Annotated in this window: 10 protein-coding genes and 5 pseudogenes; 6 read left to right on the top strand and 9 right to left on the bottom strand. The window is 52.2% G+C overall.

Going from position 1 to position 17,390, the window contains the following annotated elements; all coding sequences use genetic code 11:
• Window positions 1-517: pseudogene (locus FEV53_RS17555) on the top strand (IS6 family transposase); the annotation flags it as partial.
• A gap of 19 nt (window positions 518-536) precedes the next feature.
• Here the strand turns inward: FEV53_RS17555 and FEV53_RS17550 are convergent.
• The 3 genes from FEV53_RS17550 to FEV53_RS21305 all read right to left on the bottom strand — a co-directional run bounded on the left by FEV53_RS17550 (window position 537) and on the right by FEV53_RS21305 (window position 2,801).
• On the bottom strand, window positions 537-1,595 hold the full coding sequence (locus FEV53_RS17550) for an IS110 family RNA-guided transposase (RefSeq protein WP_425465500.1): 1,059 nt from the start codon (window positions 1,593-1,595) through the stop codon (window positions 537-539).
• 242 nt (window positions 1,596-1,837) lie between these two features.
• Entirely contained in the window at window positions 1,838-2,554 is a 717-nt protein-coding gene (locus FEV53_RS17545; RefSeq protein WP_142836044.1) for a DDE-type integrase/transposase/recombinase, read from the bottom strand.
• Between the two features lie 4 nt (window positions 2,555-2,558).
• Complete coding sequence (locus FEV53_RS21305; protein WP_246100890.1) at window positions 2,559-2,801, bottom strand: hypothetical protein; 243 nt, start codon at window positions 2,799-2,801, stop codon at window positions 2,559-2,561.
• Window positions 2,802-2,940: 139 nt separating this feature from the next.
• On the opposite strand from FEV53_RS21305, the gene FEV53_RS17535 reads away from it, so the two are divergent.
• Complete coding sequence (locus FEV53_RS17535; RefSeq protein WP_142836043.1) at window positions 2,941-3,369, top strand: hypothetical protein; 429 nt, start codon at window positions 2,941-2,943, stop codon at window positions 3,367-3,369.
• A gap of 620 nt (window positions 3,370-3,989) precedes the next feature.
• Here FEV53_RS17535 and FEV53_RS17530 read toward each other — a convergent pair.
• From FEV53_RS17530 to FEV53_RS17515, 4 genes and pseudogenes are all read right to left on the bottom strand, one after another.
• Window positions 3,990-5,011, bottom strand: a pseudogene (locus FEV53_RS17530) (IS5 family transposase); the annotation flags it as partial.
• A 112-nt stretch (window positions 5,012-5,123) separates the two neighbouring features.
• Window positions 5,124-5,567: an IS200/IS605 family transposase gene (gene tnpA / locus FEV53_RS17525; RefSeq protein WP_142836042.1), complete on the bottom strand. Its 444-nt coding sequence runs from the start codon at window positions 5,565-5,567 to the stop codon at window positions 5,124-5,126.
• A gap of 344 nt (window positions 5,568-5,911) precedes the next feature.
• On the bottom strand, window positions 5,912-8,275 hold the full coding sequence (locus FEV53_RS17520) for a calcium-binding protein (RefSeq protein WP_142836041.1): 2,364 nt from the start codon (window positions 8,273-8,275) through the stop codon (window positions 5,912-5,914).
• A 504-nt stretch (window positions 8,276-8,779) separates the two neighbouring features.
• Window positions 8,780-9,528: pseudogene (locus FEV53_RS17515) on the bottom strand (IS6 family transposase); the annotation flags it as partial.
• 539 nt (window positions 9,529-10,067) lie between these two features.
• Here FEV53_RS17515 and FEV53_RS17505 point away from each other — a divergent pair.
• A complete protein-coding gene (locus FEV53_RS17505) occupies window positions 10,068-11,642 on the top strand; it encodes a hypothetical protein (RefSeq protein ID WP_142836040.1) in 1,575 nt (524 codons plus the stop codon).
• A 138-nt stretch (window positions 11,643-11,780) separates the two neighbouring features.
• Here FEV53_RS17505 and FEV53_RS17500 read toward each other — a convergent pair.
• Together FEV53_RS17500 and mocR are read right to left on the bottom strand one after the other, a co-directional pair.
• Window positions 11,781-12,479 (bottom strand): annotated as a pseudogene (locus FEV53_RS17500) (IS6 family transposase).
• Window positions 12,480-12,663: 184 nt separating this feature from the next.
• Window positions 12,664-14,130: a rhizopine catabolism transcriptional regulator MocR gene (gene mocR / locus FEV53_RS17495; RefSeq protein ID WP_221931658.1), complete on the bottom strand. Its 1,467-nt coding sequence runs from the start codon at window positions 14,128-14,130 to the stop codon at window positions 12,664-12,666.
• Between the two features lie 107 nt (window positions 14,131-14,237).
• Here mocR and FEV53_RS17490 point away from each other — a divergent pair, with 107 nt between their 5' ends.
• From FEV53_RS17490 to FEV53_RS17480, 3 genes and pseudogenes are all read left to right on the top strand, one after another.
• Window positions 14,238-15,497, top strand: coding sequence for a DegT/DnrJ/EryC1/StrS aminotransferase family protein (locus FEV53_RS17490; RefSeq protein ID WP_221931657.1), 1,260 nt, complete (start codon window positions 14,238-14,240; stop codon window positions 15,495-15,497).
• 69 nt (window positions 15,498-15,566) lie between these two features.
• The gene (locus tag FEV53_RS17485; protein WP_185962296.1) at window positions 15,567-16,730 is read left to right on the top strand and encodes an MFS transporter; all 1,164 of its coding nucleotides are present in this window, start codon (window positions 15,567-15,569) and stop codon (window positions 16,728-16,730) included.
• A gap of 224 nt (window positions 16,731-16,954) precedes the next feature.
• A pseudogene (locus tag FEV53_RS17480) lies at window positions 16,955-17,390 on the top strand (IS6 family transposase); the annotation flags it as partial.

Raw genomic sequence — 17,390 nt, 5'->3', positions numbered from 1 at the left:
GGCACCTCGATGAAGTCGCCGTTCCGATCAACGGTATCAAGATGTGGTTATGGCGGGCCGTGGATGGTGAGGAGGACAAGAAATTGATCCGGGGGATCAATTTCCCGACGAACGCGATGTGCTCGACATTCTGGTGCAACCAAGGCGAGACGCCAAGGCTGCCAGGCGGTTTCTGAAACAGTTGATCGCCCGGTTTGGCCAGCCCCGTGTTATCGTCACGGACAAATTGCGCAGCTACATCACACCGATCCGCCAGCTGGCTCCGGACGCAGATCACCGGGCTCATAAGGGCCTGAATAATCGTATTGAAGGCTCGCACCGACCAACGCGGAAACGAGAAAAGCTCATGGGACGGTTCAAGTCGGTCAGGCAAGCGCAGCGCTTCCTCTCCGCCCATGACCAGATCAATGTGATATTCAGACCCCGCCGCTACCGACTTTCAGCCATCTCTTACCGCCACGCCAGATCAGATGCCTTCGATCTGTGGCGCAGCTACGCCCTCGAAATGACCGCGTGATCGGATCCGCGCAGGACTTTTACAATCGGTGCAGAACAAGTTGGCAATCCCGTCCAAAGACTTCTCGGGCAATGTAGCGTTTCACGCACCGAATGGCCTCGCGTTTTGAGAGGCCGTCTGCGATGCGCCGTGCGACATATTTCTGCGTTCCCTCGTCGCATCGCAGACGGCCAATCGCAATGATGTGCAACGCGCTGTTGGCGGCCCGGTCGCCGCCGCGGTTCAGGCGACGGCGGTCCGTTTTTCCGCTGGACACCGGGATTGGGCTGACGCCGCAAAGGGCTGCAAAGCTTGCCTCGGACTTCAGGCGCTCGGGGTTGGCGCCCGCTGTGATCAACAATTGAGCCGCAGAATGGGTGCCGATCGCCTCCTGTGGCACGAGTTCCGGCGCCAGATCATCAACGATGCGTGTAATCATCGCATCAATATCGGAGATTTCATCATGAAGTTCGAGGTAACGTCGCGCCAGAGATTTCAGGGCGATCCGGTAAGCGGTCTCCATCTCCCGGTATGCGGTCACGTCCGGTCCCCAAGCCGCAAGGGTCCGGATCTGTTTCATTAGGGTCAGGTGCCGCACGCTGTCGCGCAGGGCGTCGGGTGCTGAGATGATGGTATTTCCGATCATCTGCAGCGCTATCCGGCGGGCCTGAACCGCCGTCTTCCGAACCGCCTTAAGCACCCGTAATGCCTCGATCATTCCATCGCGCGTCTTGGGGGTCACGGTTCGTCTTCGCGCGAAGGCGGCGTGCGCGGCAGCCTCTGCATCAAGCGTATCAGATTTGCCCCGGACCCGGCGATCGTGTTTATCCGGCCCTGTAACCTCGAGCACCTGCACGCCGGCCTTTTGGAAATACCGCAAGACGCCAGCTCCGTAGGTTCCGGTTGCTTCAACACCCACGCGCTGAAGGTCTCCGAAAGAGCGCATCCATTCCAACATCAGCCGGTACCCCCGCAGTGTTGTTGCGAAACTCTCGCTTGCCAGAACGTGATCCTGATCATCGACAACAGCCGCGACCTGCAGATCCTTGTGGGTATCTACACCGCCAACGATTTGCCGGGTTTGATATGTCTTATCCATCATGTGTCCTGCTTCCTGCTGAATCCGGGCCTCCGGCAGCAAGCACCAGGACAAGACAGCAACGTGACAAGCGTCAGGCCCTTCTCGGGTCACAGGAGCAGCATGAGGAAACCCTCCCTGCAAGACAATCCGGGCGGCCGACAGGTACGGGGAAAGACACGTTTGCGTCGATCAGAATGTGGGTCAAACCACACCGGATGCCTTGCAGTACCACTGACGATAACGATCCATCGCTGTGAGGGTCAGGCCGCCCGCGCCAGACTGGCACAAACACACTTGCTGTCCGAATGCAGGATTAGGCCCGGGACCGGGCCGCGCCGATCCAGAGCCATTCGGAGCGCGTCGCAGCACAGTTCAGCGCGCTGGTGATTGGCCATGGCCCAGCCGGCGATTTCGGGCGTGGCCGTATCCTTAACGGCCGCGAGGTAGAGCCAACCCTCATCGGTACTTACGTAAGTGATATTGGCCAGCCAAACGGTGTTCGGGATGGTGCAATGAAAGGACCGCCCAAGCAGGTTCGGTGATGGTGTCAGCTTATGATTGTTGTTCGTGGTCATCGGCTTGCGCGGCTTTCTCAGGCAGGCTGTGATCTCGTTTTCCCGCATTATTATGGCCACGCGCCGCTCCGGGACGCACTCCCCGTCAGCGCACAGATCCCGGTGGATACGCCTGGACCCGTGGCGGTGTTTGCTGGCTTTGAAGACCCGCATAATTTTTGCCAGAAGCACGTCGTCCCATGCAGATCGCCGCTCGCGGCGGTCATCGCTCGCCGCCTGGCCGGCGTGATATCCATAGAGCCAGCTGCGCGACAGGCGGACCAGCCGGCAAAGTGTCGAAACCGCGTTCTCCCGCTTACGCGGCCCCACTGGGGCCACGGTCAGTCGAACTGAGCGTTGCGGTCCGTGATGAAAGCGCGCTTGTTCATCGTTCGGGCAGTCGCTCGGACCAGTGGCGCTCATGCCCTCACTTCACCGCCCGAGAGGCGAAAACAGCGTTCGCAGGCGCACCCGGACCGGTGGCGTTCGCCTGCTCACCCTTCTGAAGAATTTCGTTCTGCTCTGCCAGCCGCTTGCTCTCTTTTCGCAGCCGCTCCAACTCGGCGGCGTCCGCCTTCTGGCGACGTTTGGCCTCCATCGAGCCGAACGCCTCGATCTCCAGCCGCCAGGTCTTCAGCTGCGTGCCGGTGATCCCCAACTCTTTCGCCACTCTGCCCTGCGTAGCACCCGGCTCGTAAAATTGCTCTACCGCGTTCGATGAGGTGCTCGCACCAACGGCGCACAGCGCATCTCACCCTTGAACTCATCCGTGTATTTCCGTCGATGTCGTCCCATCTCGTGCTCCTCTCATGGACAGGGGTAAAGTACCCCACTGTCCAGAGACAGGGACGAAGATCAAACAGCTGGCCCGGCCAGAATTGCGCAGCGGGTCACCCTTCCAGGCGATAAAAGACTGGCGAAAACTTAAATCGGAGTTGTTCGGGAGACAGCTGTATTACCCTTCGGGATTTGACGGCAACGCCGTCCAGGGCGGTTGCGCGCTCCCCAATGCTTATATGCAGATGATCGCCGACCACAGTCGCATCGCCAGGCACAAGGTGAGCGTTTACGGTCAGAGATCGCGTGTTGCAGCACAGATCGATCGCTACAGGCAGATGATTGGGCCAAAGCCACGTGACAGAAACATGGAAAGCCACGCAACCAAATTTCTGATCGTCGTCAAAACCCTCAATCGCATGATCGACCTCGGCCACGTGGACAATGCGATAGTCATCTGATCAGACTGGGAAAAGGAACAAACACCCCGAGTTTGATCTATGCGACACGCTCGATATGACCACTATCCTATGTGGATCGTTGCGGACCCACCTTGGCACATTGATACCGGTGGGGGGCGGTCACATCATCAAAGCCATTTGTTTCGGTGTTCTCTGTGAGAATTTTGGAAAGTTCTGGAAAGTTCGAACGGGATATTAAGATGCCCGAAAATAAACTCATTAAGTCAATTAGACCTTGAGCACCGTTTATTTTGGAGTGAATAGGAGATCTAGAAAATGATTCGTCAGTTATTGTGATCAGGAATTCGCCCGAAACTTCCAAATCTTCTCGGATTATGACAAATGGTAATCCGTTTATTTCGACATGATAAATTTTTACCATTAACCCACCAAACGGATCTTTCTTGCGCCATCTCAAAGAAAATATGACTGAAAACCGTTTAGATGAAATTAATACCCACCCAAAAATTTCAGGCTTTGCTTCACAGGGTTGACATTGTCGAGCTGTCGGTCTCAGGGGTGTTGATTTCCGCTGAGAAGTAACCCGGTAGGCTCTCCCAAATGGCCTTGTTGCACAAATCTGGGGCTGAATGCAGTTCCTCTTTCCCCGGACGGACTGATCCTACGAGCACAGTGACGGGTCTGCCAAGAGCGGTGGAGCGATTGAGCACGGCGACGCGGATCTGGATTTCGGCGACCTGCCGATCAAAGTCTCTTGCCATCAGGGATTGGCCAAGACACGTGATGCAATTCATCTTGGCCCCGACACGGCTTCGGCGGTGGTATTTACTCCAGCGTTGCCAAATGGTTCGCCCGAGATAGCGCGAGGCGTTGAGCGCATCGTTGCGGGCGATAGACCTTGCGCTCGTGGGTTTCCACGGCTTGGCATTTTTTCACGGCGGTATGACGGCAAGAGCACCGCGCGCGGCAAAGGCATCGTGGCATTTGCGGGTGTCACAGGCACCATCGGCAGTGCCTGATCCGATGTCCTGGTCGAGTGGAATTTGGTCAAGCAATTCCGGCAGCATTGGTGCGTCACCGACATTGCTGGTCGTGAGCTTGACGGCCCGAACCTCAAGCGGTTGTTCATCAAGACCGATGTGTATCTTGCGCCAAACCCGGCCCTTCGGGCCGCCATGCTATCGGGGTGAGGCGCATTCGGGAAACGATCCGGGGGATCGTTTCCGCCCCGAACGGGCGGAGCCCCAATTCGCCTTCGCCCTCAGATTTAATGCCTGTGCGATTGATTAGAAGGTTCAGCGGATCCGTTCCGCCGCGAAAGGGCAGCTTCACGTTCAGCGTCTTCTCGCGGCGGCACAGGGTGCTGTAACCGGGCGCCGCCCAATTCAGCCCGGCCAGCCGCAAAAGGCTTTCGACAAAGGCCGTCGTCTGGCGCAGAGGCAAGCCAAACAGAACCTTCAGGGTCAAGCGCGCCTGAATCGCAGCATCGCTGTAACTCTGTTGCCGACCGCGCTTGCAACTCGGCGGCGGGACCCAGACCATGTCGGGATCAAACCATATCGACGGCGATCCGCGCCACGTCAACGCGTCGGCCATTGTGCTCGAACCAATGGCGCATCAATGGCCAATTATACGAAGGCCAGTTCTTGGTCTTATATTTCGTCGGGGCCCAACCAATCATGACCTTCAGCTATCATCCCGGAGTCAGACAGTGAATCCCTCGGATGTTTTGTGCAACAAATCCCCACTGAGACATAAACAAGGGTGGATCAGTTTTCGACGAAATTACCGGGTCACTTCTCAGCGGAAGTTAACCTCCACCGGCTGGACCCGGTAGCATCGCGTTTGGAGTGCAACTCCAGATACTGAAGTATGATATGGTCGGTCACTTTTCCGGACGTTGTCGAGAAGTATCCTCGGGCCCAAAATCGCCTGCCCCAGTACCGTTTGAGCACCTCCGGAAACTCCATTTGGATGCGGCGCGACGAGCGGCCCTTGATCCGCTGCATGACCTGCGACAGCGACAGCTTTGGCGGGATCGACAGGAACATGTGGACGTGGTCGCGCGCCAGGGCGCCCCGGACGATATGGACCCCCATCTCATCACAGCTCTGACGGATGATGTCCCAGACGCGCTCGCGCATCGGACCTTGTAAGACCTTGTAACGATATTTCGTGCACCACACGACGTGGAACCTGTGGTAAAATCGCGTGTGCGCGGAAGACGAGTAGCGCATGACCTTCTCTCCCGAATTTTGAAGCCTATGCCCTCCGGGGGGCTTCAAAATTCGGGAGAGAAGGTCATCAGCAAAAGCCACTGAAGCGGACCGGCTGAAGCCAATGGTTCGTGTCCATTAGGTGAAAGATCAAAGGACCAAGAAAGCCGATGTAAAAACCTTGAGTACCACAGCCATAGTCAGTTGCGAACGCACCTTACGGAGTACATAGCAGTATACAATTTCGCGCGTCGGCTCAACATACCCAACAAGCTCACATCGTACGAATACGTCTGCAAGATCTGAAGATCATAGCCGGACATATTGATCTTGAACCCGGTCCGCCAGATGTCCGAACTGACTGCCTAAAGAAAGAGCAGTGTAACGTCATCGATATTCAAAAGCATATCATGAAAAAAAATGCTATCGCCATCTTCCACAGTTAGATAGGTTCCATCATTAGCAGTTTCCATTCTCACACCGTCTTCATCGACGTCCTCCCTGAAAACAATGCGATCTGACACTGGATCGAAGCCCTTAATCGTGTCAAATCCATCGCCGACACCAAAATAAACGTAATGGGCTCGGCCGCCAAAGAATAGAAATTCATCATCTCCCGGACCTCCAAAGAGGCCGTTGGAAGATCCATTAAAAGCAATGAAGCGATCATTGCCGGACCCACCAACAAGCTTGTTCTGCGTACCAGATAATATCGTGAAAGTATCATTTCCATCGTTGCCATAGAAATCCTGAAGCACCCCCGAAATCAAAAAATGATCAGGATATGCACTGCCAAAAAAATCGAGAATATCATCGAACACTACTTTGTTCAGACCAATTTCCACTGAACGCTCTTCTGTTGAAATGGCGACGCCTCTACCCACCTTTTCAAAGGAAAGTGTATCTACGCCATCTCCTCCGTCGATAATATCGAGGTCTTTTCCCAGTTCGTTAAAATTCCCCTTAGTATCGAAAAGAATCAGGTCATTGCCGCTACCGCCATGTATTCTGTCGTCTCCTTCACCTCCAGATAAAGTATCCCTACCATCTCCCCCAAAAATATTATCCCGTCCCTCTCCGCCCGAAATATCATCATCCCCAGTTCCACCCTCCAAGGTATCATGGCCTTCGCCGCCAAGTATGGTATCTCGCCCAACTCCACCGATGATGCTATCTTCACCCTCTCCACCTCCTAAGTAATCGTTCCCAGCTTTACCAGAGATCCAATCACCACCGAGGTTTCCTAGAATTGTATCCGAGGAAGCTCCACCGTATAATGTGTCGCTAATGCTATTCTGCCAATCACCGTCAAGGACAACACCACCATCATAGACCACACCAATTACGGCAGTTTCGTAACCGTGAAGGTAAAGATTAATAGTGCCGTCACGACCAATTATGTCAGACAACTCGTCTGCAGTAATGAACCGAAAAGATGCATTTGCATTATACTCGACGCCGGTCGTGCCGGGCGCTGCACCCAAAATCTTAATATAAACGCTCGCAGCATCTTCCAAAAAATAGGAGGCATCAATATGTAAGTTCAAAGCTGATGGTGTCCCGGATGAGAAAAATAAACTGGATCTCGCTGTTCCATGAAAATTAAAATTATAACCGACTGGGTCTCCATTGGCATCATGAATTTTAAAACTGTTATCGCTGTCTATTAGATTTAGGCCCATTGTCTCATTTAACAACATATCAAATAAATATCCGGTAGGTGAAATATCTCCTGCACGACCTTCTTTGTCACTTAAGCCGGCCGGGCTGTTGGTTTGGAGTGTCCAGAGATGTACTAAGTCCGCGCCCGATTCAATCATTTCGCAAAACATTCGCAGTAGAGGTGCCGAACGCATTATTCCATTTATTGAAGTATTCTCCTCACCATCTTCACCTACATTCCATTCAGTGATGGCTGTAAGGACATTTTTCCCGAGAGTATTTTTCCATATGGATTCCATATGCTCGATTCGCTTGTTGACTTGACCTCCTATTTCAAGAGGGTTTCCCGTCTCATTTGCCCCGTAGATATGCGTTACGACGCCATCAAGATATCGACTCTTGTCGCCTTTAAAGAATTGAGATAAAATTGAGTTTTGATATTCGCTCCTTCCTCCTTGCGCGAATATTTTTACACTTTCTCTGATTGACGTTTGATCTGCAGCGCTGCTTATGATTTCGGCTATCGCCGATTGGATGAGACCAAACTGATCGACGCTCCAATTAAATCTATCTTGATGCCACTCATTGCCAATTTCGATGTTTAACGTTTCGAACTCTCCGTACTCGCCGGAAAACAACTTTTCGAAAAAGCTACTTATTTCGGCCTTAGCAGTGGCGTTAAGCCCATTATTGGAACCGTCATAGTATCTGTAAGTTGGAAATACCAACGTTGGGTAACCACCTATTGAATTTATATATGCGAGATATTCTGATAATGGCGTAATTTTGGTCGTCTTTATCGGGTTTTGTCCGTCTTTTATGTCCATTGAATTTTGCGCGCGGTCATTGTCAGGATCGCTCGGATCGAAATACTGCTCGGTGATTGTTCCCCCCGGATATCGTATGCTCTTTATTCCAAGCGCTTCGATTTTCCTAGGATAGGTTGAATTTTCACCTAACCGATCGGTATGGAATAGCATATTTGTGCCGAAAATCTGGTGGGAGAGTATTTCGCTCTCAGACCACATTTCGTTTGCGGGCAATCGTACCTTGATGCGGCGGGTCACTTTGAGGTCCAATCTTAGTTTTGTGCTCAGCACTTCTGTCTAGGATCGGTGAAGTATTTTGGACTGTATTGTGGCGGTTAGATGATGAACAGTTATATTGCAGGATAGGTTGGAGATCCCATTAAATTCTCTGAAACTATTATCGACGAAGAAAGTGGTGGCGGCCAAATCCGTCCACTATACTTATCAAAGAAAAACTAGTCAATGCAGGTGGCACGTCGCAGTATGTAGAAGAGTTACATTTTGTTGACTAAGACTACCGACCAAATGGTCGCACCCTGTCAATTCCATACGATGTGCTGATAGAGTGCGATCATCACCCAAACCTCCGCGACTACAATTTTGACCTTCTTCAGGGTTCCGTCTGGTTTGTTCGGTGATTTCAGGCGGGCATGCGCGAGGACGTGTCAAAGTTAGCTGTGACCGCGCCTCTAAGATAGAAGTCAGATGGGGATTGCCAACTTGTTCTGCACCGATTGTAAAAGTCCTGCGCGGATCCGATGACGCGGTCATTTCGAGGGCGTAGCTGCGCCACAGATCGAAGGCATCTGATCTGGCGTGGCGGTAAGAGATGGCTGAAAGTCGGTAGCGGCGGGGTCTGAATATCACATTGATCTGGTCATGGGCGGAGAGGAAGCGCTGCGCTTGCCTGACCGACTTGAACCGTCCCATGAGCTTTTCTCGTTTCCGCGTTGGTCGGTGCGAGCCTTCAATACGATTATTCAGGCCCTTATGAGCCCGGTGATCTGCGTCTGGAGCCAGCTGGCGGATCGGTTTGATATAGCTGCGCAATTTGTCCGTGACGATCACGCGAGGCTGGCCAAACCGGGCGATCAACTGTTTCAGAAACCGCCTGGCTGCCTTGGCGTTTCGCCTTGGCTGCACCAGAATGTCGAGCACATCGCGTTCGTCGGGAAATTGATCCCCCGGATCAATTTCTTGTCCTCCTCACCATCCACGGCCCGCCATAACCACATCTTGATGCCGTTGATCGGGACGGCGACCTCATCGAGGTGCCACTTATCTGACCCTGCGGGCCGGTCGCGCTTGATGCAATGCGCGAAATGCAGACCAAACCGGTTCACCCATTTCCGAACGGCTTCCCGGCTGACGATGACGCCTCGCTCGGCGAGCAGATCCTCTATATCCGCCGTGCTCAGCGCGAACCGATGATAGGCCCAAACGGCGTAGGCGACGACTTCACGGGGAAAACGGTAGCCCTTCAGGCGCGGCATCTCAGCTGGTACATTCATGGCGACCGGCTAAACACCCTCGGGCGCGTCTGCAAGTTGGCAATCCCCTTTGGACTGATCCGCGCCCGCTATCGGGAAATCAATCAGGCCCAAATCGCCGCTTGACAAACAGAAGGGCGTCCACGGCATGCAATATCACAATGGAGACTATCGCAAGATCATCCACCGCGCCAGGCTGATCCAGTCTATGAGCCGCAAGGGGGGCTTCCTCGAGTTCAAGTGTGTCCGCGCGAGCGGATCAAACGACCCGGGGGATCGTTTGAAGGCGCAGAACGCACCAATGGAGAGCTTCTTTGCCTCACTGAAGACGGAGTTGGTCCATTGCCAGCATGTCACATCCCTGTCCCGAACCTCTCACAGGATCGATCGTGCCATGAAAAGCGCAGATCGGCGAGGGTCTATATGATCATGCGCAATGGAACACCTAGCCGATGATCCCAATCATGCGAGCTACTCATGCTGCGCGCCCTTTTTGTTGCGCCTTCTTTTTTCATGACTTAATATCTTTCCATAAGCTCAAGCGGTAGGTATCCATCATAATGAGTCAGAGAATTCATATTCATATTGGTCCGCATGAAACTGATTCTGACACAGTTCTGAAATCACTCTTACAAAAGTCTGATTGGCTGTTAAATAAATATGGATTGAGGATATCTAGCGAAGACATATCAAATCTTATCCTGAAGGTTGTCGAATCCCAAGACGGAAGTGTAATAGTCGACCGCTCTCAACAATTAGCCGACATCGTTCGTCAACATAAAGGCGATTGGGTTATTTCTTGTGTAGATTTAGCAGGAGTGCGGCCAGGTGAAGAAAATAGGCGACGTGTTTACCCTGCTCTCTGGGCCAGAATTAATATCATTAGAAAATTACTTAATCCATTTGACTTATCGTTTTATTTTTTTGAGCGCAACCCCGAAATCTGGCTAAAAGAAATTTACCTCTTCAACTCTGAGCGACTTGAGCGATTCGCAAGCTATGAACAATTTAGAAAGTTTTTGAAACCAGAAAATCTCTGGGATGAAATTCTAGAGAAATCGGAGACGAAGTTGCCTTCGAAATTTTTTCGTCTGCCGCACCTGACATCAGACGGCATATCCGCAGCATTAACCTTAATTCAAGGAATTACTGGCGACGAAGATATTGATCGATCGAAATTCCCAGTCCACAGAACTGAGAATAATGAATTAATAGGTGGAATCCGATCTATCGAATCCATTAATGGCTCCTCTGCAACCGATCAAGCAAAGAGAAGAGCAAAGAACTTTATCATCAATGAAATTGTTCGACCGGTTCTAAGTCCCGCGGAAATAACAAAATCGAGTTGGGGGTCAAGGCCACAGAAACCTGATTGGCTGCCTGAGGATCTAGAAAGTCTTTGGCAACGCGTTAACCGTCGAGTGCATTGGCAAGATCAGCAACTACTATTACCGGAACCACTTTCTGACTTAAGAAATTTGAGGACGCAAATTATTGCCGCTCCCTCTGCTTTTCCATCGGGGGGGCGTGCTGACATGAAAAATCAGAAATCAATTCTATCCTACCGACTCAGTGGTTTTCCAGAAACGTGCCTATTGCTAGGCCTTACAATAAGTTATCTGCGGCGCAGCACGGCTTATACTGAACATGCATCATTTCTTTTTCAGCGACTTTGGGAAGAAGAGTATGATATTTTGTTGGGAACTCTGCCGACTCGATGGTTGATATCGACTTTTCAAACCTTTTTGGACCACGGCATTAACGAATCGCAAAAAGTTATTGGGGGTAGCGCGTACTTTTATGCGAATATGATAAAGGCATATGAGGCCGAACGTGCTTTGGAGGGTAGGGAGAGCGATGAGATTTATCCAAATACCCAACCCAATACGAAGCTAGGATTTCCCGGTATGGATCGGTTTGAGTTAGGTGGCACAGATTTAATGCTCAACACTAACGCTTTGTTACTTGAGCTAAGTGTTGCGGATGAGAGATCTGGGCGAGTTGTTCAAGAGTTTCTAGGTCGCCTGAAATCCGCGCAATCGATATTCTCAAGAATGGATAGGAGTCGTATGTACCATCAAACTCATAAGCCACCATTTGACAACTGTTGGAGCTTCTTTGAAGAGCCTGAGTGAAAAATTGCTTCATTGTACAAGAAAGCAATGCTTGAACTGGTATTGCCAACTTGTCGAGATCGATCCGCAATTGGCCTGACTGGCCAGTGTTGTCACATTAAGTGTGGCGAGTCGCATGAAGGCGATTGTGTTCGCCATTCAAGCGATGCTCGCAGCGACCTTCCACGCGTCGAAGGCTTCCAGGCGGTGGTATCTGATCTGAACTGCGGAACGGCGGCGGGCGGGAACGGAGAAGTGGTTGCGTACGGATGAGTGGCAGGACACATATCGTTGCAAGCCTCCCGGAGATCGGAATCCCTGCATGCATCGCTCTCGCTTGCGGAACGGCAAATGGCTGTTTTCGGCACGATTGTTTTGACCTTTGTGGGACCGGTGCTTGAGACCGGGGGCCACCTCGCGTTTCGCCGCGCCGTACGATCTCAATTTGTCCGTCACGATCCGCCGGGGAATTCCGTAGCGCTTGATCAGCGACTTCAGAAGCCGTTTCGCAGCCCGTTTGTCACGTCTGGATTGCAAGATCTCGTCTAGAACCATCCCATCCTGATCCACAGCGCGCCAGAGCCAGAACACACGACCCGAGATCTCCACACGGACTTCGTCCAGATGCCAAATGTCGCTCGGGTGCGCCTGGCAGCGGCGTAAATTTCGGGCGATCCCGGGACCAAACTTCACAATCCAGCGTCGGACGGTCTCGTATGAGACGTCGATCCCGCGCTCGAGCAGCATCTCCTCGACTTCGCGCAGGCTCAGATTGAAACGGACTTAGAGCCAGACCGCGTGGGCGATGATTTCGGGCGGAAAGCGGTGGCGTTTGTAGCTGATAGGCGATGTCGACATCTGGGCCGGCTATGCCGATTTTAGCAAGTTCGCAAACCTGCAACTGTTAACGTGACAACACCGTTCGTGGTCTTGTACTTCGTAGGGGCCCAACTGCTCATACCTTCCAGCTATCACGCTGGATTCACGCAGTGAATCCCTCACTCAATTTGTGCAACAAGGCCAGGAAGCCCTGTAACTCACGCTATTTGGCAGCAATCGAAAAGAGCGTTTTTAGAACAGAAATACCTTCATCCGTTTCCTCAGGTCCCACAGCTGCAAATCCGAAAATCAGCCCAGTCGGTCCGTTGAATTGTCGGCGAAGCGGCGAAATCGGCATAACATGAACTCCTTTTTCGCGGGCGATCTTGGCGATCTCCACATCAGAGAATTCCTTTTTGAAAACGCCAACAACCTGCATACCTCCTTCGGCTGGAAAAAACTGCATCCATGGTGAAAGCTGGGTGGCCGCCTGCTCTAGAAAGTAGCTATGCCGCTTTGAATACAGGATTCGCATGCGTTTGAGATGTGCGGCAAAGTAACCGGCGCGAATGAAATCTGCGAGGGCCGCTTGCAGCAACAAGGGCGGATATTGTCCCGTTGCATTGATGGCACGCTCAAATCCGTCAATCAACGGCTCTGGCACAACTATGAAGCCGATCCTCAGGGCAGGGAACATCGTCTTTGAGAAAGTTCCAAGATAGATAACACGGCCATCGTCATCCAGCCCCTGAAGTGCTGGCCCCGGCGTTTTGTTGAACCGGAATTCACTGTCATAATCATCTTCGATGATCCATGCATTGTGTCGCTTAGCAAGTTCCAGAAGATCCATACGTTCCCTCAGTCGCATGACCCGACCAAAAGGCCACTGGCAGGAAGGCGTCAAAAAAATCGTTCTGGGCGGTGGAGCGGCCACCATCGAGCCAAAATCCCAGCCTGCTTCGCCTGCCGGAATTGAACATGCTACGCCGCCAGCATTGATCAGCGCGCTGTAAGCGCCTTTGTAGACGGGCTCCTCGATCCAGAAATGGTCACCGGGGTCCAAAACGAGCCTTGAAACCAGATCGAGTGCCGCTTGCGTTCCGGCGGTGACAATAACCTGTTCGGGGGTGCAAGTGACCCCGCGTGAGATCGTTGCAAAATGTGCAATGGCTTCCTTAAGCGCTGGCAGACCACCTGCGGAATGGTATCCATAAAGGTCATTGACGGGATGTCTGGCGTTGCGCCGAATCATATGGGCCCATGTTGCGATTGGGAAACCGTCGCGATCAGGATACCCAGGATAGAATGCGACCTGGGCTGGCACACCCTGATCAATCGGTTGCAACGCAAGACATTGACCTCGCGCTGAAAGAGCGGCTTTTAGGGCCTTGTTGTTGGTCGCAGGATCAGATTTCAATCGACGGCCATCCAAGAGCACGACTTTGGTTCCCGATCCACGTTCCGATGAAAGATACCCATCCGAAATCAATGCCTCATAGGCGTAGATCACAGTATTGCGCGATATTCCTAGGGTCTGAGCCGCATGGCGTGTAGATGGCAGGTGCGTGTTTGCTTCAAGCACGCCGCTTAAAACCAACTGGCGCAATTGTTCATAAACCTGTCGGTAGAGAGGTTCTGAACTAGCCCGATCCAATGAAATCAGATCAAGCAAAAGATCGTTTTTCTTCAAAGTGGCCCCCCTCATTTTTCTATTTTTGGACCTTACTAAGGTGCCAGTCAGAATGTAGCAAGAGGGCAGAATCTTGAACCAATAAGATATTTTCTGAAAGGTCCACCGTGGAACACATTTCTATTTCCGAGCAGAACTCAGATCAACAAGTGCCCGCATTAAACACTTGGCCGCGTCTTAATGATGACGCCATTGAACGTGTCATTTCTTGTCTTAAGTCGCGTCAGCTTTCTGGATCGGGTCTCGATATTATCAATGAGTTTGAGGCCAGCGTGGAGCGGTGGCTAGGTGGCGGTCATGTGGTCTCCACAAACAGCGGGACGTCCGCGTTGATGGTCGCGCTTCTGGCTCTTGGCATCAAGCCAGGTGATACAGTGATCTGCCCAGCATACACGTGGTGCGCGACTCCTCACGCCGCTTTGCTGATCGGAGCAAAACCGAAATTCGTTGCTATCGATCCAGCCACTTATAACATCTGCCCGAACGCCCTGCGTCAAGCCATGAGCTCGGACGTGAAGGCCATTATGGTTGTGCATATGCATGGCATGTGCTGCGATATGGATGCGATTTCTGAGGTCGTGCGGGAGTTTTCTGTTCCGGTTGTGGGTGATTGCGCTCAGGCGCATGGTGCCCGCTACAAAGGCAGGGAGGTCGGGCTTCTTTCCGACGTGGATTGCTTTAGCATGCAAAAAAGCAAACATCTGTCTGCGGGTGATGGTGGTTACTGTGTGACCAAAGATCCGAAGCTGGCACAGAAAATTCGTGACATCTGTAATTTTGGCGTTGAGACTCCGAAAACCAATTACCGGTTCGACGACGTACTTCGCGATGGATACGAGGTCTTTCGCGAGTGCGACCAGATTGGCGGGATGTTCCGCCTGAATCCGTTGTGTGCCGCACTGGCGATTGATCAGCTCCAGGAGCTAGATAGCCATATCGCTGGTGTTCAATCGGTCATGAATGATCTGTTAACGATGGCGGATGATTTGCCCTTTTTTAAGATCAGCCGCCCTATCTCGGGTTCGACCCATGTTTGGCACAAAATCAGAGTTGGGATTTCAGAAGATGCTGTTGCCTTCACAGGGCTGCCAATGGCAGAAATTCGTCGACAACTCAGAGCTGCTCTGGCAGAAAGCGGCATCCCCACAACACTTTGGACAGCACCAATACTGCCGCTACAAACTGGGCTTGCAGAATGGTCTGGTCAGACGGATTGGACCGTGACGCCGACACATTTTGCTATCGAGTCGTCGTTTATGGTGTTTGATGAAAACTTTCCATTGATTGCGCAGGATAAGGACATCGCGCGTCAGCAGGTCGCAATGCTGGTTTCCGTCTGGAAGCAGTATTTCAGCGAAACCGCCTGATGCAGAGTTAGAAACTCTGCAAAATTGCTTCATGTTTAATACCTCGGTTCGCCAATAGGACATTTTCCCGTGACCCAGTTTACCCGCCATTTGCCTCTACAGCCGACTACCTTCGCGATTGGCTTTCTGTTCTTTGTCAACGGTATCGTTTTCGCGGCCTGGGCAACCAACATACCGTTCATTCAAGAGCGCTATGATCTTTCAGAAGCACAGATTGGAACGGTTTTGCTTGTCATAGCTGCTGGCGCAGTCGTCTTCATGTCCATGACCAGCTTGTTTGTCAGGCAGTTTGGAAGTCGGCTAGTTTCAATGGTTGCAACGCAATTATTCGCAGCGGCATTGGCCGTGGCATTTTACGTGGAGAGCCTGACAGGATTGTTCTTATCGGTCATCCTATTGGGCGCAGCAAACGGCTCAATGGATGTCGCGATGAACCAGCAGGCGGCGCTTTACGAAGCAAAGCAGCGGCGGCCGATCATGTCGCGGCTGCATGGATGCTTCAGTATCGGCGCATTAATTGGGGCTCTCACAACTTACTTTGCCGCAAGTGTTGGAGTGGAACCCTTTCAGCAAGCGGCGGCAATCAGCCTAATTGTTCTGGGTATTGGCGCTTTACTTTACTCGTCCTTATTGGCTGATCCAACCTCTGTCCAAAACCCGAAAAATGGGTTTTCCATCGAGCTGGCAAAGCACCGCAAGCTTGTTCTTCTCGGCTCGCTATCTTGCCTGGCGATGATGAGTGAAGGTGCGATAGCCGATTGGAGCACTTTATTCCTTATTGAATATTCCGGCTTGGAGGCTGGGACCGCTGCATTGGGTTTTGGGACTTATGCGCTCTTGATGATCGTCGGCAGATTTTCAGGAGATAACCTAACCAGCAAGATCGGTTATCGGGTTCTGGGCCGGTTGAGCGGTGTATTGACATGTATTGGCATCCTGCTGCTCCTGTTTGGGGGAACAATTCCATTGCAGTTTTTTGGTTTTGCGCTTCTTGGATTTGGTATCGCCAACCTAGTGCCGGTGGTCTTCAGCAATGCGGCAAGACTTAAAAGCATTAACCCCGGCGCTGGCATCGCATTTGTGTCTGTCGCTGGTTATTCGGGCTTTCTGATCGGACCCGCGGTAATTGGATGGCTTGCTGAACATGTTGGGCTGGACAAATCGCTGTTGGTCGTTCTGGCAGCCGGTTTGGTCTTTGTCCTTAGCAGCAGGATTCTGCCTGCAAAACCATAGTCAAAAATTACATTTGGAGCGCTGAGGCCTTCGGAAATTCCGTATTCGAGGCAATGAAGCAGCATTGGAGCGTGTTGCATGAATTCGACCCACGGCTTAGCACGCAGTCGGTCTGACGACAGGACGCCCAAGGGTTCCGTCGCAAATTTTGGGTGTGATCTTCCGTCTCGCAGGTGACGTCGATATGTCGACGGCTTCAACGCCACCGCTGACGGAATGACAGGATGATCGACTTCAAGGGCGCCCACTATCCCAAAGAAGCCATCCTTTACGCGGTGTTCTTCTACGTTCGCTACGCCGTATCGTATCGTGACCTGGAAGAGATCATGGCCGAGCGTGGCGTCCTTGTTGATCACGCGAGGCTGAACCGCTGGGTGGTGAAATACGCGCCGCTGATTGCAGACGTGGCGCAGCAGCGCAAAGCGGCAACCGCCAGATCATGGCGCGTCGATGAAACATACATAAAGGTAAAGGGCGAGTGGACCTATCTCTACAGGGCGGTGGATCGGGACGGTCAACCCCTTGATTTTATGCTGTCTGAACGGCGCGATGAAGATGCAGCCACCCGGTTCTTCGAGCGGAAGATCGACCGGAACGGCTGGCCGGACAAGGTGGTCATTGATAATGAGCGGAGCCAATCTGGCCGGTCTCGACAACATG

Source organism: Palleronia caenipelagi (genome assembly GCF_007004065.1).
In the GTDB taxonomy this organism is placed as follows: domain Bacteria; phylum Pseudomonadota; class Alphaproteobacteria; order Rhodobacterales; family Rhodobacteraceae; genus Palleronia; species Palleronia caenipelagi.
Note: the sequence above shows the minus strand (reverse complement) of the source record. Positions and strands in the feature narration are given on the sequence as shown.

Excerpts from the sequence above, each read along its gene's own strand:
- FEV53_RS17535 (WP_142836043.1), top strand. The coding sequence starts at position 2,941 with ATGGACAGGGGTAAAGTACCCCACTGTCCAGAGACAGGGACGAAGATC.
- tnpA (WP_142836042.1), bottom strand. The coding sequence starts at position 5,567 with ATGCGCTACTCGTCTTCCGCGCACACGCGATTTTACCACAGGTTCCAC.
- FEV53_RS17545 (WP_142836044.1), bottom strand. The coding sequence starts at position 2,554 with ATGAGCGCCACTGGTCCGAGCGACTGCCCGAACGATGAACAAGCGCGC.
- FEV53_RS17550 (WP_425465500.1), bottom strand. The coding sequence starts at position 1,595 with ATGGATAAGACATATCAAACCCGGCAAATCGTTGGCGGTGTAGATACC.
- FEV53_RS17505 (WP_142836040.1), top strand. The coding sequence starts at position 10,068 with ATGAGTCAGAGAATTCATATTCATATTGGTCCGCATGAAACTGATTCT.